This window comes from Blautia argi, assembly GCF_003287895.1.
Classification (GTDB): Bacteria; Bacillota; Clostridia; order Lachnospirales; family Lachnospiraceae; genus Blautia; species Blautia argi.
In genome coordinates, this window is record NZ_CP030280.1 from 402,827 (window position 1) to 426,207 (window position 23,381).

At 42.0% G+C, this 23,381-nt stretch carries 25 protein-coding genes; 20 read left to right on the forward strand and 5 right to left on the reverse strand.

The window, feature by feature from the left end; all coding sequences use genetic code 11:
- Positions 1-16: 16 nt before the first annotated feature.
- The 5 genes from DQQ01_RS02045 to DQQ01_RS02065 all read left to right on the forward strand — a co-directional run bounded on the left by DQQ01_RS02045 (position 17) and on the right by DQQ01_RS02065 (position 3,809).
- Entirely contained in the window at positions 17-850 is an 834-nt protein-coding gene (locus tag DQQ01_RS02045) for a hypothetical protein (RefSeq protein WP_242980488.1), read from the forward strand.
- On the forward strand, positions 847-1,314 hold the full coding sequence (locus DQQ01_RS02050; protein ID WP_162624221.1) for a prepilin peptidase: 468 nt from the start codon (positions 847-849) through the stop codon (positions 1,312-1,314). Before DQQ01_RS02045 ends, DQQ01_RS02050 begins: the two co-directional genes overlap by 4 nt.
- A complete protein-coding gene (locus DQQ01_RS02055; RefSeq protein WP_242980489.1) occupies positions 1,281-1,715 on the forward strand; it encodes a hypothetical protein in 435 nt (144 codons plus the stop codon). Before DQQ01_RS02050 ends, DQQ01_RS02055 begins: the two co-directional genes overlap by 34 nt.
- A gap of 19 nt (positions 1,716-1,734) precedes the next feature.
- Positions 1,735-3,042 (forward strand): DUF6382 domain-containing protein, encoded by a 1,308-nt coding sequence (locus DQQ01_RS02060; protein WP_111917999.1) that lies wholly within the window; start codon positions 1,735-1,737, stop codon positions 3,040-3,042.
- 101 nt (positions 3,043-3,143) lie between these two features.
- Positions 3,144-3,809, forward strand: coding sequence for a rhomboid family intramembrane serine protease (locus tag DQQ01_RS02065; protein ID WP_111920802.1), 666 nt, complete (start codon positions 3,144-3,146; stop codon positions 3,807-3,809).
- Positions 3,810-3,812: 3 nt separating this feature from the next.
- Here the strand turns inward: DQQ01_RS02065 and DQQ01_RS02070 are convergent, their stop codons facing one another.
- Positions 3,813-4,511, reverse strand: a complete 699-nt coding sequence (locus tag DQQ01_RS02070) for a sensor histidine kinase (RefSeq protein WP_111918001.1) — start codon at positions 4,509-4,511, stop codon at positions 3,813-3,815.
- Between the two features lie 182 nt (positions 4,512-4,693).
- Between DQQ01_RS02070 and DQQ01_RS02075 the strand changes: the two genes are divergently transcribed.
- Both DQQ01_RS02075 and DQQ01_RS02080 read left to right on the forward strand, forming a co-directional pair.
- Positions 4,694-5,077 (forward strand): HIT family protein, encoded by a 384-nt coding sequence (locus DQQ01_RS02075; protein ID WP_111918003.1) that lies wholly within the window; start codon positions 4,694-4,696, stop codon positions 5,075-5,077.
- A 17-nt stretch (positions 5,078-5,094) separates the two neighbouring features.
- The gene (locus DQQ01_RS02080; RefSeq protein WP_242980490.1) at positions 5,095-5,511 is read left to right on the forward strand and encodes an RNA polymerase sigma factor; all 417 of its coding nucleotides are present in this window, start codon (positions 5,095-5,097) and stop codon (positions 5,509-5,511) included.
- A gap of 148 nt (positions 5,512-5,659) precedes the next feature.
- On the opposite strand, the gene DQQ01_RS02085 is transcribed toward DQQ01_RS02080, so the two are convergent.
- Complete coding sequence (locus tag DQQ01_RS02085; protein ID WP_111918005.1) at positions 5,660-6,727, reverse strand: undecaprenyldiphospho-muramoylpentapeptide beta-N-acetylglucosaminyltransferase; 1,068 nt, start codon at positions 6,725-6,727, stop codon at positions 5,660-5,662.
- Positions 6,728-6,813: 86 nt separating this feature from the next.
- Between DQQ01_RS02085 and DQQ01_RS02090 the strand changes: the two genes are divergently transcribed.
- From DQQ01_RS02090 to DQQ01_RS02100, 3 genes are all read left to right on the forward strand, one after another.
- Complete coding sequence (locus tag DQQ01_RS02090; protein WP_111918007.1) at positions 6,814-7,761, forward strand: DUF4367 domain-containing protein; 948 nt, start codon at positions 6,814-6,816, stop codon at positions 7,759-7,761.
- A gap of 15 nt (positions 7,762-7,776) precedes the next feature.
- Entirely contained in the window at positions 7,777-8,244 is a 468-nt protein-coding gene (locus tag DQQ01_RS02095; RefSeq protein ID WP_242980491.1) for a DUF6147 family protein, read from the forward strand.
- Positions 8,245-8,418: 174 nt separating this feature from the next.
- A complete protein-coding gene (locus DQQ01_RS02100; RefSeq protein ID WP_111918011.1) occupies positions 8,419-10,026 on the forward strand; it encodes an MBL fold metallo-hydrolase RNA specificity domain-containing protein in 1,608 nt (535 codons plus the stop codon).
- Between the two features lie 186 nt (positions 10,027-10,212).
- Here the strand turns inward: DQQ01_RS02100 and DQQ01_RS02105 are convergent, their stop codons facing one another.
- Positions 10,213-11,574 carry an MATE family efflux transporter gene (locus DQQ01_RS02105; protein ID WP_111918013.1) on the reverse strand — a complete coding sequence of 454 codons (1,362 nt, stop codon included), beginning with the start codon at positions 11,572-11,574 and terminating at the stop codon, positions 10,213-10,215.
- Between the two features lie 87 nt (positions 11,575-11,661).
- Between DQQ01_RS02105 and DQQ01_RS02110 the strand changes: the two genes are divergently transcribed.
- Positions 11,662-14,880, forward strand: a complete 3,219-nt coding sequence (locus DQQ01_RS02110; protein WP_111918015.1) for a UvrD-helicase domain-containing protein — start codon at positions 11,662-11,664, stop codon at positions 14,878-14,880.
- An 89-nt stretch (positions 14,881-14,969) separates the two neighbouring features.
- Here DQQ01_RS02110 and DQQ01_RS02115 read toward each other — a convergent pair whose 3' ends face one another.
- Positions 14,970-15,215: a TIGR03905 family TSCPD domain-containing protein gene (locus DQQ01_RS02115; RefSeq protein ID WP_111918017.1), complete on the reverse strand. Its 246-nt coding sequence runs from the start codon at positions 15,213-15,215 to the stop codon at positions 14,970-14,972.
- Between the two features lie 144 nt (positions 15,216-15,359).
- Between DQQ01_RS02115 and DQQ01_RS02120 the strand changes: the two genes are divergently transcribed.
- From DQQ01_RS02120 to DQQ01_RS02130, 3 genes are all read left to right on the forward strand, one after another.
- The gene (locus tag DQQ01_RS02120) at positions 15,360-16,058 is read left to right on the forward strand and encodes a 5'-methylthioadenosine/adenosylhomocysteine nucleosidase (RefSeq protein ID WP_111918019.1); all 699 of its coding nucleotides are present in this window, start codon (positions 15,360-15,362) and stop codon (positions 16,056-16,058) included.
- 153 nt (positions 16,059-16,211) lie between these two features.
- Positions 16,212-16,955, forward strand: coding sequence for a hypothetical protein (locus tag DQQ01_RS02125; RefSeq protein WP_111918021.1), 744 nt, complete (start codon positions 16,212-16,214; stop codon positions 16,953-16,955).
- A 63-nt stretch (positions 16,956-17,018) separates the two neighbouring features.
- Complete coding sequence (locus DQQ01_RS02130; RefSeq protein WP_242980492.1) at positions 17,019-18,374, forward strand: glucose-6-phosphate isomerase; 1,356 nt, start codon at positions 17,019-17,021, stop codon at positions 18,372-18,374.
- 474 nt (positions 18,375-18,848) lie between these two features.
- Here the strand turns inward: DQQ01_RS02130 and DQQ01_RS02135 are convergent, their stop codons facing one another.
- Positions 18,849-19,265 carry a hypothetical protein gene (locus DQQ01_RS02135; RefSeq protein WP_207657635.1) on the reverse strand — a complete coding sequence of 139 codons (417 nt, stop codon included), beginning with the start codon at positions 19,263-19,265 and terminating at the stop codon, positions 18,849-18,851.
- A 71-nt stretch (positions 19,266-19,336) separates the two neighbouring features.
- Here DQQ01_RS02135 and DQQ01_RS15810 point away from each other — a divergent pair, with 71 nt between their 5' ends.
- From DQQ01_RS15810 to rpiB, 6 genes are all read left to right on the forward strand, one after another.
- Positions 19,337-19,591, forward strand: coding sequence for a hypothetical protein (locus DQQ01_RS15810; RefSeq protein WP_162624223.1), 255 nt, complete (start codon positions 19,337-19,339; stop codon positions 19,589-19,591).
- A 194-nt stretch (positions 19,592-19,785) separates the two neighbouring features.
- Entirely contained in the window at positions 19,786-20,229 is a 444-nt protein-coding gene (locus DQQ01_RS02140; RefSeq protein ID WP_207657636.1) for a hypothetical protein, read from the forward strand.
- Between the two features lie 251 nt (positions 20,230-20,480).
- Positions 20,481-20,945: a hypothetical protein gene (locus DQQ01_RS02145; RefSeq protein ID WP_162624225.1), complete on the forward strand. Its 465-nt coding sequence runs from the start codon at positions 20,481-20,483 to the stop codon at positions 20,943-20,945.
- Positions 20,946-21,108: 163 nt separating this feature from the next.
- Complete coding sequence (locus DQQ01_RS02150) at positions 21,109-21,807, forward strand: N-acetylmuramoyl-L-alanine amidase (protein WP_111918029.1); 699 nt, start codon at positions 21,109-21,111, stop codon at positions 21,805-21,807.
- 58 nt (positions 21,808-21,865) lie between these two features.
- Positions 21,866-22,915 (forward strand): L-threonylcarbamoyladenylate synthase, encoded by a 1,050-nt coding sequence (locus DQQ01_RS02155; protein ID WP_111918031.1) that lies wholly within the window; start codon positions 21,866-21,868, stop codon positions 22,913-22,915.
- 11 nt (positions 22,916-22,926) lie between these two features.
- Positions 22,927-23,355 carry a ribose 5-phosphate isomerase B gene (gene rpiB, locus DQQ01_RS02160; RefSeq protein ID WP_111918033.1) on the forward strand — a complete coding sequence of 143 codons (429 nt, stop codon included), beginning with the start codon at positions 22,927-22,929 and terminating at the stop codon, positions 23,353-23,355.
- The last annotated feature ends 26 nt before the right edge of the window (positions 23,356-23,381 follow it).

Below are 23,381 nucleotides of genomic sequence, written 5' to 3' on the forward strand. Positions count from 1 at the left end.
AGAGGTATGGCAGAATATGGCATGGATGCGCAGAAAGGCAGAAATATGGAAAAAGGAGGAGCAATTTCTTTGGCACAAGGCAAGTATGACTGTGGAAAGTGCTTTTGTTCTGCCATTTTTCTTTTTTGCAGTAACTATGATTGCAGGAATGTTAGATTTGTACCATACTACGATTCTGGTACAGACCGCCTTGTGTGAAGGGGCAAAGGAACTGGGTATGTACTCGTATTGTGTAGAGGGAGATACGGAATCTCCGGTAGGTGCAGTAAATCAGGCAGTCTGTATGGCATATGGGACAGGAAAGGTGAGGGAGGTGTTAAAAAAAGAATCTCTTCCCCAGATTCTGGGAGGCGTGCAGGGCATCAGCCTTTTGCCTTCATCGTATGAAAATGACACCATAGTTTTAAAGGCTTCTTTTGTATATTGTATGCCAGCCGATATTTTCAGAAGTTTTCCTTTAACGATAAAAACTGCAGGGCAGGCAAGAGCATGGGTTGGCTATAAGGGCGAAAAATATGGCGTTGGAGAGCAGGAGGAAATGGTATATGTAACAGAATGGGAAAGTGTATACCATGAAAGTGAATCTTGCAGTTATCTGCATCTTTCTGTAAATCAGGTATCCTACGACAGTCTGGATAAGAGAATGAATCAGTACGGAGAGCATTATCACAAATGTGGGAAATGCTGGGGAGAAAATACGGTTCAGCGGAATGTCTATATTACGGAAAGTGGAAATCACTATCATAGTTTTTCTGGGTGCAGCGGACTCACCAGACATGTAAAGCTGATAAAAAAATCAGAACTGAAAAACCTGAAGGTATGTACCAGATGCGGAGGAAAAGATTCATGACAGGAAAATGGATATTACATATGGTGATGCTGGGAATATGCAGCGCAGAGGATTACAGAGAAAAAAGGATTTCTTCATGGAAGTTACTTTTGTATGCAGGGCTCGTATTTTTGTATGGAATCTGGGAATACAGCACACAGGGAGAAGAACATGGAAGATGGATACTGAGTAGTATTTTGGGCAGTATTCCAGGAGCTTTTTTACTTATCACCGGTAAAATATCTCAGGAAGCAGTGGGATACGGAGATGGTCTGGCCGTATTGCTCATAGGAATTTCCATGGGTTTTTGGGAAGCGCTGGGGATTCTTTTTACAGCCAGTGTGGGAGCATGTTTTGTGTCACTGTATTTAATATTGCGTCGTAAGTGCGGACGAAAAAGGCAGATAGCGTTTCTTCCTTTTTTATTTTTGGGAATGGCAGGTGCGGGACTATGGACAGGGGCTTTGAAAATCGGAAAGCTATGAAGCGTCTGAAGGGGAGTTATACTGTGGAGATGGCTTTGATAAGTGGGGTATGGCTTTTGGTTGTGTTTGCGTCATTGCTTTTGATTCTGGGAAGTATGCAGAAGGTGACGGATACGGCAGCGGCAGCGGAGGCTGCTGTGTATGGAAGCGGGAAGGCAGTCAATAGAGTATCTGACGGCGTAGATGCGGCAAGGAAGAGAGCCGGAATGACAGGAAAGAGCTACAGTATAGCGGGAAGCAAAAGAGAGATTACCGTGACCTTTGATCATAAGCTGCAGATACCGTTTCAAAATTTGGAGTGGAGAAGATCAGAGATCTTGAGAAGTAAAGTTATACGTCCGGTTTTATTTATAGAAAAGGTGCAGAAAGCCAGAAAAATAAGGGATATGCTTGTACCGTAGAGGAGAGGAGGCAGAAGGCATGGAAGTTTCATATAAACGGAGTATGAGCTGCAATTATATTATCCTGCAGGGGTCAGAAGGAGAGGCTTTAAAGACTTATCAGACCCGTATTTTGCTGGAGAATCAGATGCCGGGTCTGCTTCCCTGTAAGCACCAGAAAATAGATGGGAAGGAGCATTTTTATTATGAAATTACAGGTTGTCAGACCTTATATCATCTGTTTGAGAACCGAAAATTTTCCAGGAAGAACCTGGAAACTCTTTTTCTGGCGGTTGTCCGAATGATGGAAAGTTTGGATCAGTATTTAATGAGCAGAGATTGCCTTTTGCTAAATCCGGCATACATTTATCAGAATCTGGATACAGAGGATTATCTGTTTATGTGGTTTCCACTGGGAGAAGAATGCGCAGATAAAGAATTTCAGAATTTAACAGAATATATACTTCCCCGTATTGATCATCAGGACGAGGCTGCAGTAACAATGGGCTATAGTGTTTATAAAGAGGCTGTGGAGATTGGGCTGAAAACGGAACGTATAAAGGAACATATTTACGGAGGCATGCAGGAAAAGAAGGAAAGCAGAAAGGAAGATTCCGGGGACAGGGAAGATACGCAGAAGGAATGGGAACGTCAAAAAATTCTGGATAATTTTTATAATGATGAAGAGGAGGCTGAAGACAGATTTTCTTTAAAAGAAAAGATTTTTGCAGGCACGGGTTTGACCTTGATTTTGGCCTTATTTTTCTTACTGCGTAATGTGACTGGAATTTCCATAGGGAAGATTTGTCTTGTCGTTGCTGTATTTATAGCTATTCTGGGTGGAGGAGCAGGAATCTGGTATTTTTTGGAGAGTCGAAGGAAAGAAGGACGGGGATGGGATAAATCGTATAAAAACATTGGTACTGAAGAAGATGAGGAAGAGGGAGAAGAAGAAACAGAGGGGCGTGAAAGTGGGGAGTTTATACCGGTGGTACAGCCGGATTACGAAGAGGTGGGAAAGACAGTGGTGCTGTATGGTGAAAAGGAAAGTATGCCGTATTTAAGGCAGGCAGATACCGAGTATGGCAGACAATATTTTTTACAAAAAGAAGTAAATTTGATAGGAAAGAAAAGGGAGTGTGTGGATATATGGCTTAATATTCCCACTGTCAGTCGTATACATGCGAAAATTGTAAGAAAAGCAGAAGGCGATTTTTTGGTTGATTTGAATTCCAGAAACGGAACTCTTTTAAATGGCAGATATTTGAATCCGGAAGAGGAATATCTTCTGGAAGACGGAAGTACGCTTGTTTTTGCAGAGAGCAGATTTGTTTATTGTGGCTCATAGTATACTTTTGTATATCTTGCATTGAGAAATAAAAAGTTTTATAATATCAATATATGAAATACTGCGAAGGTTTTTATGAAAAAAAGAAAAGGCGGAAGAAAATGGAGCAAAGTAATAGGCATGGACAGCCGCCCTCTCAGGGAACTGCAAATGAAATCCGGCAGTTTTTAAGAACCAGAAAAAGAGTTCCGGTAAATACTGGACTGATTTTGATAAATATCCTGGTGTTTTTGGCAGTAGAACTGACAGGTTCCGCACTGGATACCAGCCATATGCTACACTGGGGTGCGGCTTATGTGCCGGATATCCTGCAGCAAAAGGAATATTATCGACTGATAACAGCAATGTTTCTACATTTCGGAATACAGCATTTATGTAATAATATGTTGGTGCTTCTTTTTCTGGGTGATTGTCTGGAACGCAATGTAGGAAAAATAAAGTATTTTTTGATTTATTTTCTGGGAGGAGTGGGCGCTAACTGTCTTTCTGTATGGCTGGAACTGCAAAATGGAGAATATTTTGTTTCAGCGGGTGCATCGGGAGCAGTATTTGCAGTTATTGGCGCTTTAATTTATGTAGTCATTGTCAACAGAGGAAGAATTGAAAACTTTACTACCCGGCAGTTAATTCTTATGGCAGGTCTGAGCCTTTATTTTGGTGTGACCAGTACAGGTGTGGATAATGCAGCACACTTTGGCGGCTTTCTTTGTGGGTTTTTGCTGGGGTTGCTGTTGTATCGAAAGCCAGTAAGAAAGAGCTTTCAATAAAACTCAGGCAATCGGAAGCAGGATTTTAAATTCTGTCCCTTTGTTGGGAGCAGATGTATAAGAGATAGTGCCTCCATGTGCAATGACAATGCGTTTGCAGATTGCCAGGCCAAGTCCTGTTCCTTCCTGTTTATGTGTAATAAAAGGCTCGAAAAGTGTGCTGCGGTAATCGTCAGGAATGCCTTCCCCGGTGTCTTTGACAGAAATATGTACCATGTCATGATCTGCTGTTAAAGAGCATACAATAGAGCCTTTTGAATCCATGGCTTCCATAGAATTTCTGAGCAGATTTAATATGAGTTGTTGGAGTTTTGTCTTATCTGCATATATGGGAGGAATGGAGGAATCTGTTGTCAGGGAAATGGAAATGTTCTGCTTTTGGCAAGCCGGAGTAACAGAAGCAATGATTTCGTGAAAGAGTGGTGCAAGTTCTAATTTCTGCATGTGAAGCCTTCCGGAATTATTAAAGGCAGAAAATTCATTTAGCAGAGCTTTTAAAAAGTCCATATTTTCTATGATTTTATCCCAACAGTAATCCTGAGAGATTTCCGGGTGATGATTTTCTAAGAGCTGCAAAAAACTGTTGATTAATGCAACAGGATTTCTGATTTCATGAGATATTTGAGATAAAGTAAACTGGTGCTGCGCTTGAAGCTCTTGATACAATGTTTTGTAATCAGGTGTTATGTTTCTTGAAGACATAAAGTTGAGAACCCCCTTATTTTTTTCAATAGTAGTGTAGCACTGATGGTTTTAAATAGCAATGAAATTCATAGGACAAAAAATGTCAAAATTCGACAAAAGAGGAGTAATAATATCCGTTTTAAATTCGGATATATTAATGAAAGGAGAAATGAAAATGAAGGACTGTATTTTTTTGTAACATTGCAAATGGCGAAATTCCGTCTGCCACTTTATATGAGGACGAGGAGTTCAGAGTGATTCTGGATTTGGGCCCGGCAAACAAGGGTCATGCATTGATTTTGCCCAAAGCGCATTATGAGAATTTATATGAACTTCCAGATGAACTTGCGGCGCATGCGATGGTGCTTGCGAAAAGAATCATCACGAAAATGAAAGAAGTTGTAAACTGCGACGGTTATAATATTGTGCAGAACAACGGAGAAGCAGCAGGTCAGACTGTATTCCACTTTCATATGCATTTGATTCCCAGAAATCAGGGCGATCATGCAGGAATTACATGGAACGCAGGGACCTTAACTTCTGAGGACAGAGATGAAATTCTGACAAAGTTTTCAATGGAATAAAATTGGATATACAAAAGATGACAGAGGAAAAATTTCGTGAAATCTATCATCAATATTATCAACTGGTGATAAAAGTTGTATATAACGTGCTGCATGATAAAGGCTTTTCCGAAGATATTTGCCAGGAGGTATTTCTTGCCTTTTTAGAGAAAGCAGATTCTCTTGAAGAACAGTATTATAAGCAATGGCTTCTGGTAAATGCCAAAAGAAAAGCAATTGATTTTTGCAGAAAATCATATCAGGTACATGAAACAACTGCAGCAGTACCTTCACAAGATGAAAACGGACTCCGGACACAGAGCATTCTGTGGGCTTCCGACAGAAAGGATACCTGTAAGTCTGCGGAAGATGAGGTAACTCATAAAATGGCACTGAATGAGCTGACAGGGAGATTGTTTGAAGATTTAGAAAAAAAAGAACAGCACCTGGTATGAAATTGTTATGAAGATGAATGTAGAAGGAGAAAGTGCAGAAGAAACAGCCCGTTCTCTTGGCATCTCAATAGAAAATCTGAGAGCCAAGAGGCACAGGATAAAAGTATGGATAAACAAATATTACAGAGAGCAGTTCGAAAATTTGTAGTTATTTGTTTACTGCATTTTCAAATAGTTGAACAATTTGCTCGATGGAGTTCTGTTGTTTGCTGGAAGACATTGCGGTGATGTAGGATTCGCGGTTTTCGTATAAATCGCGTACTGCATCTAACAGACTTTCTTTTGTAATTTCTTCCTCCTCCAGAACCTTGCTGTATCCCAGACGTTCAAAGGAATGTGCATTTAAAATCTGGTCGCCGCGGCTTGCGCGGGCAGAAAGAGGAATCAGAAGATTGGGTTTATTCAGTGCACTGAGTTCACAGATAGCGTTAGCGCCTGCACGGGAAATTACAATATCCGCAAGGGCGAATAAATCGGCCAGTTCTTTTTTGATATATTCGTATTGTACATATCCTTTGGTGTTATTTAAGGAATCGTCCAGCTTGCCTTTTCCGCAGAGATGAACAACCTGGAAGTCCTCAAGAAGCTGAGGAAGAATAGCTCTGACTGCATCATTTACAGCAGCAGCGCCCAGACTGCCTCCTATAATCATGATAACAGGTTTGTCAGAAGAAAATCCTGTGAATTTTCTTGCCCGTTCAGGGTTTCCGGACAGCAATTCCTGACGGATGGGTGTGCCGGTAAGAACAGCTTTTTCTTTTGGAAGGTGTTCGACAGTTTCCGGGAAATTACAACATACTTTAGTGGCAAAGGGAATGGAAAGCTTGTTGGCAAGTCCGGGTGTCATATCTGATTCATGGATAAAGGTAGGAATTTTTTTCCTGCTTGATGCGATAACAACAGGTACTGTGACAAACCCTCCTTTGGAGAATACGACGTCGGGTTTTAATTGTTTCATAAGTTTTTTTGCTTCAAAGAAGCCTTTCAGAACTTTGAACGGGTCAGTGAAATTTTTGACATCGAAATAACGTCTTAGCTTACCTGAAGAAATTCCATAGTAAGGGATTCCCAGTTCTTCGATGAGTTTTTTTTCGATTCCTTCGTAAGAACCGATATAGGAAATCTGGTAACCCAGTTCTTTTAAACGTGGAATCATTGCTATATTTGGGGTAACGTGTCCGGCAGTACCACCGCCGGTAAGTACGATATGTTTCATGGTGTTCCTCCTGATTGGTTCAAAATAGTAGCTATAAGATAATATGATACACTTGTCAGGAAAAGTCAAGGAAAGATAGGAGTTTCATGGGTAAATTAAAAGAAAAAAATAAAGATAAAATATCTTCTTTACCCCGGGAATTAAGTGATGAAGAATTCAATCAGTGGATTCATGAGCGATTTCTGGAGGAGGCTGCGGATATTGAAAGCGAATTGAACAGGATTCCTGATTCCGAAGACTGGAAGCCGACAGATGAAAAATTTCAGGCGCTGATGAGTAAAGCCAGAGAGCAGGGATTTTTTGAAGAGAACAATTCTGCAGACAGTAGAGAGATAGATGATAGAGAAGCAATTACAAAAGAAAAAACATTAAAAGAAGAAAATGTAAAAACAGAAAAACTGAATATGGAAGAAAAGGCAGAGAACAGGAACTGCCGTAGAGAAGGTGGATATTGGAGAAGGAGAGTGGTAAAATATGCTGCTTATGCTGCAGTGACGGTATTTGGGATTTTTGGCGTCAGCATGAGCAGCGAGGCAAACAGGACTTATGTTATGCAGGAAGTAAATAAGCTGATTGGGAATGATGTGAGTACCAAGGTCAATAATAGCGAAGTCATGCAGTCTAATAGAACAGAGGCGGAGGCAATTAAAAGTATTGAAGATGCTTTTGATATTAAAATGCCGCAGCTGTTTTATATGCCAGACGGTATGGAATATATGGATTGCAGTATTGATACAGAGGCGCAGATGGCTATTATGCAATATACATATGGTGAACAGATTGTTAATTGGTTGATTGTTTCCAATGATAAAGAATCCAGTAGATACTCTCAAGGATATAAGGGAGAACATGTGGAACTTATAGAGAGTAGTCTAACATTGAATCTTAAATCTGAATTGTGGGAAATGAAAGAAGAGGGAGATGAAAAGGAAACTTATACATTACAGTGGAATTATAAGAATGTATATAATCAAATTTTTGGAAAAATAGAAAAAAGGGAAATAATAAGGATAGCTCAAAAATTAGCATATTAATTAATGGAGGGAAAAATGAAGCGTCTAAAAAAATATATGTTAGTATTATTTTGTGTGATTTTTGCTACAATAGGAACAACTACAGGTATAAAAGCAGATAGTGGTATGAATAGTGAAGAATTAAGAAAAAATAGTTCCACAACCACACTGGAAAATAATGCAAAAGGGAATATTTTAAATCAGGGCACAGCAAGTATATCGGATAATGAAAACGGAACGGTTAATGTATACGGAGCTGTGTTCGGAAGTGTCGTTTGTGATAAAATGATTTTAGAAATAACTCTACAGAGATATTCAAATGGCTCATGGATAAATGTGAAATCATTTTCAGATACAGCATACAACACTTCTTTATTGACGAAAAGTTATAATGTGAAAGTTGCAAAAGGATATTCGTATCGAGTAAAAGCTGCATGTGTAGCACAAAAAAATGGGGTTTCTGAGAGTAGAGTGCCCATTACCGATGGCATTTGGGTAGATTAACCTCTCCCATTTCCAGAAAAAGCCACACCATTCTATAAACTGTCTACTAATTTACAGTTATTTCCAAACTCTGCTTATTTCTTTCTAAAAATTAAATAAATTTCTGTCAAAACTCCCTTTGTTGGGGTATAATGAGTATAGCAATATTCATTTTACCACAAAGGGGGTTTTCTTATGAGATTGACTTTTATAGGGGCTGCCCATGAGGTAACAGGAAGCTGTTATTTCCTGGAAGCGGCGGGGAAGAAATTCATTGTTGACTGTGGTATGGAACAGGGACCGGATCAGTACGAAAATCAGGATATTCCGGTAGCGCTTTCGGATTTGGATTTTGCACTGCTGACTCATGCACATATTGATCACTCCGGTAATTTCCCTCTGGCATATGCAAAGGGATTCAAAGGGCCGATATATGCCACAGCAGCCACCTGCGATCTGTGCGATATTATGCTTCGTGACAGCGCCCACATTCAGATGTTTGAGGCAGAGTGGAGAAACCGTAAGGCAAGACGAAACGGACAGCCGGAGTTTGTGCCAGCTTATACCATGGAAGATGCTTTAGGGGTGATTCAGCAGTTTGTTCCATGTAACTACAGCACTGTGATTGAATTGGCAGAAGGCATTAAGGTAAGGTTTACGGACGCAGGACATTTGCTGGGTTCCTCCAGTATTGAAATTTGGATTCAGGAAGGGGACGAAGAGCGCAAGCTGGTATTTTCCGGTGATATCGGAAATACAGAGCAGCCCTTAATCAAAGACCCGGAATATCTGGACAGTGCGGATTATGTTATTATGGAGTCTACTTATGGGGACAGAAGCCATGGGGAAAAGCCGGATTATGTGGGTGAGCTTGTAAAAATACTGCGAAGAACCTTTGCAAGAGGAGGAAACCTGGTTATTCCTTCCTTTGCAGTGGGCAGAACCCAGGAGATGCTTTATTTCTTCCGAAAAATCAAAGCAGATAATCTGCTTCCCGAATATGCAGATTTTGAAGTCTATGTAGACAGTCCTCTGGCAGTGCAGGCCACCAGTATTTTCAAAGAGCATTACCGGGAATGTTATGATGAAGAAGCCATGGATTTGATTAACAGAGGCATCAACCCTATTACCTTTCCCGGCTTGAAGCTTTCTATCACCAGCGATGAGTCCAGAGCCATTAATTTTAATGAGCAGCCAAAGGTTATTTTATCTGCCAGTGGTATGTGTGATGCAGGTCGTATTAAACATCATCTGAAACATAATTTGTGGCGAAGAGAATCCACGATTTTATTTGTAGGATATCAGGCAGTTAATACGCTGGGGAGAGCGTTGGTGGAGGGTGCAAAGGACGTTCATCTTTTCGGAGAGGAAATTCATGTAAATGCAGAAATTATCCGTCTGCCGGGAATCAGTGGTCATGCGGACAATGAAGGTCTGATGCGCTGGGCGGCAGCTTTTAAGGAAAAGCCGAAAAGAGTATTTGTAGCTCATGGTGATGACCAGGTGTGTGATATTTTTGCAAAACGTCTGGAAGATGAGCTGGGATATTCAGCCATGGCGCCTTACAGCGGTACAGAGGTGGATTTAATTACTAATGAGATTGTTAAAGAAACTGTGGGAATTGTTGTGACCCATGCAGAGCAGAAGGCAAGAAGCCGGAAAGCAGCAGGGGTATTTGCCAGACTGGTGGCAGCAGGCCAGCGGCTTATGGCAGTTATCCGTCATAATGAAGGTGGGGCAAATAAGGATCTGGCAAGATTTGCAGACCAGATTAATTCCCTTTGTGATAAATGGGACAGATGACAATTCAAAAGTTAAAAGAAAGGCAGAGAACTGCCTTATATAAAGCAGTGAGGCCAGACCTGAGTAGACAGAAGGTCTGACCTCACTGGAGCGGAACAGCAGAACACTGTTGCCTGCAGCATGTTATAGGGACAAAATCTCATATGGAAGCAAAAGAGTTTTGTTTTTCGGTTCTGCGTTCTGTTTTTAGAGGCTGTCTTTCTTTTCCAGTCCGTGCAGCCAGTCTGATTTCAGGAAATACAGAATAAAGGCAATGGAACTTAACGTCCAGGTAAGCGGATAGGCCCAGAAAATAACCCGTATGTCAGGAATAAACTTTACAGCAACGGAAATATAGGTTACGCGGATAATACACCAGCAGATAAGCATGACAAACATGGGAACCGTGGATTTTCCGGCGCCTCGCAGAATCCCGGCCATGCAGTGGGAAAATGCAAGGAGAAAGTAAAAAAGTGTAACCACATGAGCTTGGGCAGTACCGTAGGAAATTACTTTTGGCGTATCATTAAAGGCAGCAATAAAATAAGGGGAGAAGAAGTAAATCGCAACACCTACCAGCTCTGCAATGGTGATAGAGCAAAGCACCCCAAAGGCAGCGCCCTTTTTCGCCCGTTTGTATTCTTTTGCCCCAAGGTTCTGGCTGATGAAAGTAGTCAGAGCCATGGCAAAACAGGTAATCGGAAGGAAGCCGAAGCCTTCAATTTTAGAGTAAGAGCCGCAGCCTGCCACAGCCATTTGTCCGAATTTGTTAATGTTAGACTGTACAACCACATTTGCCAGAGAAATAATGGAGTTCTGCAGACCGGCAGGCAGTCCATTGCTGACAATCTGTCTGAGCATCAGCCAGTCCATGCGGATACGAGAGGGATAGATTCTGTATTCCTCCGGGCTTTTTAAGAGCTGACGCAGACATAAAAGCGCGCTGATAAACTGAGAGATAATGGTTGCCAGAGCAGCCGCGCCTACACCGAAATGAAAGCCTGCAACCAGGATTAAATCCAGCACAATGTTAATTACAGAGGAAATAATCAGGTAGATTAAAGGGTGCTTGCTGTCGCCCACAGACTGAAGAATTCCAACCAGGAAGTTGTACATGACAAAAGCCAGAGAACCGCAGAAATAAATGCGGAAATAGGTAACAGAATTTGGCAATACGTCAGCAGGAGTACCCATAAGCACCAGAATCTGAGGTGCGGCAAGGACGCCAATAAGGGTAAGCAGAATACCGGATACAATGCCAAGAGCCACAATGGTATGGATTGCTCTCTGCACCATATCAAATTTTTTTGCCCCAAAATATTTGGCAACCACTACACCGGCGCCGATAGCAATGCCGTTGAAAAATCCCACCATAAGAAAAATCAGATTTCCCGACGAGCTGACTGCAGCCAGTGCGCTGCTTCCCAGAAAATTTCCCACAATCAGAGAGTCAGCAGTGTTGTAAAGCTGCTGAAACAAATTTCCAAAGAAGAGTGGAATGGCAAAAGCAATGATTCTTTTCCAGATGGAGCCGTTTGTCATAAGAGTAGCTGAAGAATTTTTGTTCATAATTGTGATGCCTCCGTTTTAATACTATAATACAGTATAAGAGCAGAAAAGAAGAAAAGCAAGATGTTATAAAAGGAGAACAGTATTATGGTTATATCAGATTTGCATATACATTCCCGGTTTTCCAGAGCAACCAGCAAAGAAGGAGATCCGGAGCATTTAGATCTCTGGGCAAGAAAAAAGGGGATTCACATTATTGGAACAGGGGATTTTACCCACCCATCTTGGAGAGAAGAATTAAAAGAAAAGCTGGAACCGGCAGAGGAAGGTCTATACAAGCTGAAAAAGGAATATCGAATACAGGAGGAGGGCGTCCCGGATACCATGGAACCCCGTTTTGCTGTCACCGGAGAAATCAGTTCTATTTATAAAAAGGGAGATAAGGTTCGCAAGGTACACAGTCTTTTGCTGCTTCCGGGCCTGGAGGAGGCAGATATGCTGTCAGCCAGGCTGGAATTGATTGGAAACCTTCATTCAGACGGAAGGCCGATTCTGGGTCTGGACTGCAGGGATTTGTTGGAAATTATGCTGGAAACTGTGCCGGAGGGAATTTATGTGCCAGCGCATATCTGGACGCCTCACTTTGCTATGTTTGGAGCATTTTCCGGGTTTGATTCTGTGGAGGAATGTTTTGAAGACCTGACGCCCTATGTTCATGCTGTGGAAACCGGACTGTCCTCAGATCCGCCTATGAACTGGAGGGTTTCCAATCTGGACAGATATCAGCTTATTTCCAATTCAGATGCACATTCTCCTGCGAAACTGGGACGAGAGGCAAATCTTATGGAAATAGAGCTATCTTATGACAATCTGAAAAAGGCAGTGGAAACAGGAGAAGGGTTGTATGGAACCATTGAATTTTTTCCGGAAGAGGGAAAATATCATTATGACGGACACAGAAAATGCCACTTATGCCTGACGCCAGCCCAGACCAAAGCCTATGGTGGGAAATGCCCGGTGTGCGGAAGAAAGCTGACCATAGGCGTAGAGCATCGTATAGAGGCTCTTGCAGACCGTCCGGAAGGATATGAAAAGCAGAATCGAAAGCCCTTTGAAAATTTAATGCCCCTGCCTGAAGTTCTTGCAGAGGCGACCGGTCATTCTGCCGCAAGTATGAAGGTACAAAAGGAATATCGGAATATGCTGGAAAATCTGGGGGCAGAATTTGAGATTTTAAGAGAGGTTCCCATAGAAGATATTCAGAAAGCAGCAGGTACCAGAATTGCAGAGGGAATCCGCAGGTTAAGAAACGGCGAGGTAGAGCGCCACCCCGGATTTGACGGAGAATACGGCACAATCAGCCTGTTTCGGAAGCAGGAGTTGGAAGATACAGAAGGACAGCTTGACTTTTTCTCTTCTCTGGGAATTTCCCATGAGGGAAAAGCAGAAGAAGCTCTGAAAATGTTACTTTCGGGGAAAAAGCAGCTTTCTGAGGAAAAGGCACAGGGACAGGAAAAGGGAAACGCACGGAAAGAAAACATGCAGCGGGAAAATAAAAATTCTGCACAAAAGGGTCAGGTGGAAATTCTGAATATAAAACAGCAGGAAGCCGTAGAAGCGTTGGAGAGAACCATGGCAGTAATTGCGGGTCCGGGTACAGGAAAGACGAAAACTCTGATTTCCAGAATCCAGTATCTTATGGAACGCAGAAAGGTGAAGCCTTCGGAAATAACAGCCGTTACCTTTACCAACAAGGCAGCTCTGGAGATGCGGCAGCGCCTGCAGAGTCAGCTTGGTTCCAGGCGTTCTCTGAAAAATATGCACATAGGAACCTTTCATGAAATCTGTATAGAGCTTCTGCAAAAGCAGGGGCTGGAATTTACCATTGCAGATGAAATGCAGACAAGGGAACTGGCAGAGGAACTGATAGGGGAGTATGGACTGAACCTGAATGTGAAGCAGTTTCAAAGCAGTCTTTCTCTCATAAAGAACAGGCAGGAGCATCGGATTCCAAAGGGGGAAAGTCTTCCGGAAGCATGTGTCAGGCAGTATCAGGACAGGCTTGGCAGCTTAAAGGCGCTGGATTTTGATGATATTCTCACAGAAACTATCAGGCTTTTAAAGGATGATCCTAAAGTGAAGGGAAAAAGTTTTTCCTATCTGTTTGTAGATGAATTTCAGGATATTAATCCTGTACAGTATGAGCTAATGGAGCTTTGGAATCAGGGCGGCAGAGAGCTTTTTGTCATCGGAGATCCGGAACAGTCTATTTATGGCTTCCGCGGCTCTGACGCAGCATGTTTTGAGAATCTGCAGAAGGATTACCCGGAGACCAGGGTGATACGGCTGGAGGAAAATTATCGCTCAGTATCTTCTGTAGTGGACAGCGCTTTGGCAGTGATTTCTCAAAACCCCGGACAGGAGCGGAAGCTTCATGCGGTAAAAGGGGACGGAGAAAAAGTGCGGATTGTAGAAGCCTCCGGTGAAATGGCACAGGCCATTTTTGCAGCAAAGGAAATCAACCGCCAAATCGGAGGCATTGATATGCTGGACATTGAAAACAGCTTTGAGCGGGAGACCGAGCGCAGACAAAGGCGTTTTTCAGACATTGCTATTCTCTACAGAACCCATCATCAGGCGCGGCTTCTGGAAAAATGTCTGAAACAGGAGGGCATTCCCTATGTGATTGCAGGAAGAGATGAATTTCTGGATAGCTTAGAGGTACAGGGCTGTATCAGTTTTTTCAGAAGCATTTTAAACCCAAAGGATTTGCTTGCCAGAAGAGAGGCGCTGAAGCTTTTGTGGGATTTACCGGAAAACGCAGTGACCAGTCAGGTTTATGAAATCCAGAGAGAAACGTATGAGCCTCTTTTAAAGCGGACAAAGCCTCACAAGCTGATTCAGCGTTGGAGAAAGGAGATGAGGCAGGAGGAAGATGCGGCCATGGATTGCCTGGAGCGCATGGCAATTCTGCATAAAAATATGGGAGAGCTTTTGGAAACTTTAAGCACAGGTCAGGAAAGCGATATTCTTTGTTGCAGCGGAAAATCCTATGCGTCTGACGCAGTGACTTTGATGACCATGCATGGGGCAAAGGGGCTGGAGTTTCCTGTGGTGCTGGTTTTGGGCGCGCAGGAGGGAAAGGTTCCGCTGGAAAGCGCGGCTTATGAAACAGATATAGAGGAAGAGCGAAGACTGTTTTATGTAGGTATGACCAGAGCGAAGGAAGAGCTGATTCTGACTTATGCAGATAAGCCTTCCCCGTTTTTGGCAGATATCCCAGAGGCGTGTATCCGAAAGGAAAGAGCAGGGAAAGCGGCGAAAGAGAAGCAGGGAGAACAGATGAGTCTGTTTGAATTTCTTTAAGAAAAACAGGTAGAAAAAGGGGTATCATACGAAATAGCAGGAGTGCAGTTTCGTGTGATACCCTTTTGAAATCTGTACAGAAAGCTGTTTTACTGAGCCTTTGCTTCTTCCAGCGCTCTTGCCAGCTGGTCCGGACAGGAGGTTCCTCTTCCGTTGCAGTCCGTGCCTTTTAATCTGGCAATTACCTCGTCTACTTTCATTCCCTTTACAAGACTTGCGATTCCCTGGGTGTTGCCGTTGCAGCCACCGTTGAATTTTACGGATTTAACCGTATCGTTTTCTATTTCAAATTCAATAGAGCGTGAACATACGCCTTTTGTTTTGTATACAGCCATGCTGATGTCCTCCTTTGTTTTTCAAAAGTTTTCAAAAGCATTATAGCATGGCTGCCTCTAAAGGTAAAGGAAAGTTGTAGCCAAAAAAGGAAAAACAGTGTACAATAAGGACATTATGAAAAACCAGAATATGAGGTGAGAAAAATGAACAGAATTGGAATTATCGGAGCCATGGAAGAGGAAGTGGCAATTTTAAAAGAAAAAATGACAGAGGTTTCTGTGCTTGAGAGAGCAGGAATGGAATTTTTCAGCGGAAGATTAAGCGGACATGAGGTTGTTGTTGTCCGTTCCGGAATCGGAAAGGTCAATGCAGGTATCTGTACACAGATTCTGGCAGATAAGTTTGAGGTAGAGGCTGTCATTAACACAGGCATTGCAGGCTCTTTAAAAGCAGAAATCAACATTGGGGATATTGTACTTTCCACAGACACCATGCAGCATGATGTGGACGCAAGAGAATTTGGCTATGCCATTGGACAGATTCCCCGTATGGATACTTTGACTTTCCCTGCAGATGAAGGACTGCGAAGCCTGGCAGTAAGAGTGTGCCGTGAGGTAAATCCGGATATTCAGGTCTTTGAGGGAAGAGTGGCAAGCGGCGATCAGTTTGTGGCAGACCATGGAACAAAGGAAAAAATTATTCAGAACACAGAGGGATTTTGTACAGAAATGGAAGGGGCGGCCATTGGACAGGCAGCCTATCTGAATAAGCTTCCGTATCTGGTTATCCGTGCCATTTCTGACAAAGCAGATGACAGTGCACATATGGATTATCCTACCTTTGAAAAAGAGGCGATTCGCCATAGTGTAAGACTGGTGGAAGGCATGATGAAGGCGCTGTAAGATGCGAAAAAGATGTCGCAGAAGCCACGGATTTGTCGAGCGATTTTGGTTTGCAAACAGAACCGGGTGCTGTATAATAGTTTCACGGACAGGTATTTTGTAAGAGGACAGCCTGTCAGAAAAAGGGCAGAGTATCTGCCAAAAGGAGGAACTATGAAGTACCTGATTTTCTACCTGGGCGCCTGCCTTATGGGACTGGCAAGCCTTGTAAGTATGCTGGCAATTTACAGCAGTAACAAAAGAGTGTTGAGAGATTTAAAAAATCCGAGGGAAACAAAGGATAAGTGGTTAAGCGGCTTTATACAGGAGTATCAAAAGCTGTTAAAGGACAAGATAGAAATACATAACCCTTCCGTTTATGTAACAAAACGAATGAGAGGACGAAAGATAGCGCTGTGGAATATCCGTCAGATAAAAGGGATTTCATGGGGAACCTTTCTCCTCTCTTTTTTCTTTGTGGGAGTGGAGCTTGTACTTTTGCGTCAGGGAGAGAATATCATGGAGCCTGTTTTGTTTCCGGGAAGTGAAATGCCCCTTATGAGTCTTACCGTATTTACGGGAATCGGTATGGGGATTGTGCTTTTGCTTGTCAGACTTCTTGCAGGGACAGGATATCAGGAAGAAGAGCTGGAAACCAATCTCTTAGATTATGTGGAAAACTGCCAGAAAGAACCTGCGAAAATTATTTCTATAGAAGAGGGAAAGGCAGCAGGCAGCAGGGAAATCCGGGACAACAAAAGAAAGGAGCGGCAGAGCAGCGAAAAGAAGGAAAAGGCTGCACGTCAGATGGAGCAGGGAATTTTGGAGGCAGCGGCGACAGACAGCCGTTACAGTCATCTGCTCAATAAAGAGGAGGAAGAGATTGTAAAAGATGTGGTGAAGGAATTTCTAACTTGATAAACCATTATGAACCTGCTAAACTAGAGGGAGAAATTTTTACAAGTCAAAGGAGAAGAGAACATGGAAAATAAAGTTACGTTTGACTATTCAAAAGCAGTAAATGTTGTTGGCACAGAAGAAGTGGCAGCAATGGAAAAAATGGTGGAAGCAGCCAAAGAAGTGCTGGTATCCAAATCAGGACTGGGAAATGATTTCCTTGGCTGGATTGACCTTCCTGTAGACTATGACAAGGAAGAGTTTGAAAGAATTAAAAAAGCTGCAGAAAAGATTCAGAAGGATTCCGATGTACTGCTTGTTATCGGTATCGGCGGTTCCTATCTGGGAGCAAGAGCTGCCATTGATTTCCTGAATCACCCATTTTACAATAATCTGAGCAAAGAAAACCGCAAGACACCGGAAATCTATTATGTAGGAAACAACATCAGCGGTGCCTATGTAAAAGGTCTGGCAGAGGTAATCGGCGACAGGGACTTCTCCATTAATGTAATTTCAAAATCAGGAACAACAACAGAACCTGCTATTGCTTTCCGTGTATTCAAAGAAATGATTGAAGAGAAATACGGCAAGGAAGAGGCTGCAAAGAGAATTTACGCAACTACAGATAAAGCAAAGGGAGCGTTAAAGACTCTTGCAACAGAAGAAGGATATGAAACCTTTGTAGTACCGGACGATGTAGGCGGACGTTTCTCTGTCCTGACAGCCGTAGGTCTTCTTCCAATCGCAGTAAGCGGTGTATCCATTGATAAATTAATGGAAGGCGCAGCATCAGGAAGAGAGCTGGCTTTACAGAAACCATATGCAGAAAATGATGCTCTGCAGTATGCGGCAGTACGTAACATTCTTCACAGAAAAGGCAAATCCGTAGAGATTCTGGCTGACTATGAACCAACTCTTCACTATGTAGCAGAATGGTGGAAACAGCTTTACGGCGAAAGTGAAGGAAAAGACCAGAAGGGTATTTATCCTGCATCTGGTAGACTTTACTACAGATTTACATTCTCTGGGACAGTTTATTCAGGACGGCTCCCGCATTATATGTTTGAAACTGTTCTGGCAATCGAAGAGCCAAAGGACGATGTGGTTATCAAAGAAGCGGAAAATGATTTGGACGGACTGAACTATCTGGCAGGCAAAGGTATGGATTTCGTAAACAAGAGCGCTATGAACGGAACCATTCTGGCGCATACAGACGGAAATACACCAAACCTGATGGTGAAAATTCCACAGCAGAACGAGTTCTATTTAGGGACAGCTGGTTCTACTTCTTTGAGTTTGCATGGCGGCATCAGCGGATACCTGACAGGGGTAAATCCATTTAATCAGCCGGGCGTGGAAAGCTACAAGAAGAATATGTTCGCACTTCTTGGAAAACCGGGATATGAAGAACAGAGAGAAGAATTGCTGAAAAGATTATAATTTATAGTAAGAGAGAACTTTAAAATAAGGGGCTGCCTCCTCATGTGGCAGTCCCTGTTTTTGGCTCAAGTGAGATAACATACTTAGCTGGCTTATTTGTGCCAGTTTACTTGGAAAACCATGGTAGAATCACTGCCATTTGCATTACGATATAGTGGGAGAGTCTTGGAGTATTCCATTCTTTTTTCATGGGAAGGCAACATTTTTGAAGAATAGACAGACTTCTATCCTTATCTTTCTTACCAAAGCAAGTTGTAAAGGGGCATTATAGCACAGCCATTCCGGAAAATAAAACTGACGGGTAACAGTTTCATATACATCTGCGAAAAAAGTCTGCGTCATTCTCTCGTTTTTCCTGTAATGCGATTTCCAGCATATTTACTAAAGCAGTTTGTATATCAGTTATACTTTAATTATTACGATGTTCCCATTTTTCTGCATCTTGATATCGTTCCTGTCGTTGGTAAAGGATAGCTAATTGGCTCTTCTTTGGTCTATTGCAGAAAATGGCAATGAATTTATAAGTTCCTCTGCTTTTGAAAAATCTCCTCGATTTCGTGAATATGAAATCAACATACTGGTTGCAGTATCTCTTATTTCAGGAATTTCACTTGTGGCTAAGCGATTATAAAATGTTTCATATATTTCTTGATATTGCTCAATTGCAGATACATTGTAAAGAGTAAGTGCGCCCTCTAAATAAAGAACGACCGAATATATCAATCTATCGCAAGTGGGATATTCATGTATTTTGTTGATTGCTTTTTGAAAAGCGGTATCATAATCATGTTCCTGAACGGTCTTATCGACTTCATCAACAAAATTTTCAATTTCTATATCTGTTAAATCGTCATTGAAAGACATTAACGTATTCAAGTCGATTTTAAGCAAACGTGCTAATGCTGGTAGAAGGGTTATATCGGGATAAGTGATCCGTTGGGTGTACTTATTGGAGGCGAAAAATGAATAAAAAGAATGAAGTAAAAAGGAAAAATGAAAAAGTGATAAACAACTGGTTCCAAAAGGGAACAGATAAGGACTGGTGGATGTGGAGAATACTCCTATGGGAAATTGGCTTCAAGAGTGGCCTTGGGCATGGAACTCTTATAACAGTTCCATTCCGTGGAATCAGTGGACAGATAACAGAAGTAAACCTTTTTCTAACAAATTTAAAGAAGAAAAGCGTACGCAGAATGTTTTTACAAATACAGTGTTAGCCGATTTTATTTTGCTTTGTATAAAAGAAAAGGGAGAAAATAGGATTGATTCTTATTTTTTGGAAAAGGCAGTTTCTATAGTCAGGAATTCAAAATATTTATGTGGACGGGAAGAATACTGTTTGGGAAAAGACTCTTCAAAAATATCTCTTCAATGTACGAACGATAATGAGATTAAAGAGTGTTATAATGGAATGAAAGATAAACGAAGATTTATTTATGGACAGATGGTGGAGAATTGTACAGTGGCATGGATTTTTCGTAACCTTCAATATATCGAAAAAAATTATTATTCAATTATCAGTTATAAAAATATACTATCTCAATATCCGGAAGAAAAGCAGAAATTAACAGTAGAAAAAATATATAAGAAAATTATGGAATATGAAAAGCTTCCCTTAAAGAAACAATGTGACCTGAAGGAATTATTTTCATTATTTAATACATGCATTGAAGGTTATAACATTTCTGATGTGGCGGATAAAAAAGTAGCATATATCAAATGGTACACAGCGCATCTTTTTAATTGGCCGTTTTTTAAATCCTGTCTTCTTTATGTGAATCATTACGACGAATTTACCGTATATCAGATGGTTGCGTTCTGCTTCAGATATATTGCAGGCAATAGAATCAGATGACGAGGAGTTGTTAGCAGCAGTAGAATGTGGATAGAGTCATATCATTTTTATCACTAGGATATCTAAATCCATTTTTGGCTGTATTATTGGCGGAAATCCAGATGATATTGAAAAAAGCTGTTTTAGAGTTTTGCAAAAAATAAAGAACCCGTGTTATCAATACCGTATATGGTTGTTGCTTTGGAAACTTCATAGTCATTTGCATAAAGATGACTTATCAAAATATGAGAAAGAAATAAACGCTATTTATAGTGAAAATCAAGATAACCCTGGAAATTGGCAGTTTTAAATGCGGAGTATGTGTTGTATCGATACCATTATGGATATTGGGAAACCGTAATGATGTAAAAGAAAAAATTATAGCGCTGGCTAAGAACTTCATAGGGAAGAAAAACATTCCGGAATCTCTTGGAGATTATTTCAGAACTTTTTTTACATATGATGAAAAAGCTTCTCCGGAAGAACATAGGAAGGAGAATCCCTTTGCGTTATATTTAGAACTGAAAGGCTGGGGGGATTTTACTTCAGGTTCCTTTATATTTCCGGATAAGCCGAGTAAATCTCGTCGGATTTTTTCTGAGTATACCTTATTTCAGAGTCCTGGAGCTACTTTTTTTGTTGAATCATATTACGAAAAAAGAAGAAAAGAAATAATGGAATATTATGGCCTTTGGGAGCGCACTTCCAAAGAGTGTCCAAAAAGGATTGACGGTTAATACCGATTTTAAACGTTAAATCTTTATTTGGAAAAATTTCAGGTGCAGGTGTGGCTCGTATGAGTTGCATCTGCCTTTTGCCTTTACAAACGCAGTCCCCCCTGTTCTGCCCCTCCTCACATCTGCATATACTCTACAGACAACGGGAAGTTTCGGAGGAATCATGCAGAAAAAATGGTTAAAGGGAATCATGGCGCTTTGTATGCTCTGCGCTGTTTATCTGCTTGCCGGGGAAGGGGCTCTGCTGGTGGGAAAGACAGCCGGAGGCAGCAGAGGAAGCATAGTCATTGACAGTGGACACGGCGGTATAGATCCAGGAGTTGTGGGAATCGGAAAACTGGAAGAAAAGGACGTAAACCTGAAAATTGCCGGATACCTGGCAGAGTATCTGAAAAAAGAAGGATATGAAACAGTCATGACCAGAGAATCAGACAAAGGACTTTATGAGGAAGACAGCAGGAACAAAAAGGTGCAGGATATGCAGAACCGATGTGCGCTGATTAAAGAAACAAAGCCTCTTCTCACAGTCAGTATCCATCAGAACAGCTATCCGGACCAGTCTGTGTGCGGTCCTCAGGTGTTCTATTATTCCGGTTCTGTAAAGGGGGCACAGCTGGCAAAATGCATTCAGCAGGAATTGAATACCCAGCTTGAGGCAAAACGTCCCAGAGTGGAAAAGGCAAATCAGACCTATTATCTCTTAAAGCGCAGCGAAGGAATTTTGAACATTGTGGAAACCGGATTTCTGACAAATCCCAGGGAGGCAGAGCTGCTGGGAACCAAGAAGTATCAGAAAAAGTGTGCAAAAGCCATTTGTGACGGAATTTTAAATTTTTTAAAAACGGTAGAAAAGGAAGCGTGAAATATGGTATGATAGGGAACGTAAGAGAAACGAAGCTTATGAGAGAAGAGGGTGCGGATTGAAAACAAAGATAGTCAGGGTAGACAAAGAAAACCCGGATAAGGAAATACTTCAAAAAGTGGGAGAAACTATCAAAAAAGGCGGTCTGGCTGCATTTCCCACAGAAACCGTGTACGGACTGGGCGGCGATGGCTTAAATGCCGGTTCCTCACAGAAAATTTATGCAGCAAAGGGCAGACCCTCTGACAATCCGCTGATTATACACATTGCGGACATGGAGAGTCTGGAAAAGATTACAAAAGAGGTGCCGGAAAAAGCAAAGCTTCTGGCAGAAAAATTCTGGCCCGGACCTCTTACGATGATTTTTAAAAAGAGCGACTGCGTACCATATGAAACCACAGGCGGGTTGGAAAGCGTAGCTGTGCGTATGCCCAATCATGCGGTAGCTCTGGGGTTAATCCGGGCAGGCGGCGGCTTTATTGCAGCGCCAAGCGCCAATACTTCCGGGCGTCCAAGTCCCACCAGTGCAGCCCATGTGGCTGAGGATTTAACCGGGAAAATAGACGTACTGGTGGACGGCGGTGAGGTTGGAATTGGTCTGGAGTCTACCATTGTAGATTTTACAGAGGAAATTCCGGTAATTCTGCGTCCGGGTTATATTAACCAGTCCATGATAGAAGCTGTGATTGGAGAGGTGCGCATGGACAAGGGTCTTCTCATTACAGATGAGAAAGTAAAGCCAAAGGCGCCGGGTATGAAATACCGTCATTATGCGCCAAATGCAGAGCTGACCATTGTCCGGGGAAGTACGGAAAAGGTTGTGAAGTATATTAATGAGCAGTGTCAGATGCTTCAGGCAGAGGGAAAGAAAACAGGTGTAATCGGAACCGATGAAACCAGGGAACGTTATCAGGGGTCTGTGGTAAAGAGCATTGGCACAAGACAGGACGAGGAAGGAATTGCAAGACATCTTTTCGGCATTTTAAGAGAATTTGACGAGGAAAAGGCAGACTGCATTTTTTCGGAATCCTTTGATACCCCTAGAATGGGACAGGCAATTATGAACAGACTGCTAAAGGCAGCGGGACACCATATTATTTATCTTTAAGGAGGAAGAACATGATAGCATTAGGCTGTGACCACGGCGGTTATGAACTGAAACAGGAGATTATCAAGTATCTCAAGGAGCATCAGTTGGCTTATAAGGATTTTGGCTGTGACAGTACAGAGGCAGTGGATTATCCTGTTTATGCAAGAAAAGTAGGAAAGGCGATTCAGGACGGAGAATGCGATAAGGGAATCCTGATTTGCGGTACAGGAATCGGTATTTCTATTGCGGCAAACAAGATGAAGGGAATCCGTGCAGCCCTTTGTACAGACTGCTTCTGTGCAGAGGCAACCAGAGAGCATAATGACGCTAATGTACTGGCGCTTGGCGGCAGAGTGGTAGGACCGGGACTTGCTGTAAAGATTGTAGATACTTTTTTAAATACAGAATTTTCCCATGCAGAAAGACATCAGAAGCGAATTGACTTGATTGAAAAATAATCACACAAAGACAAAGGAGAAGTAAA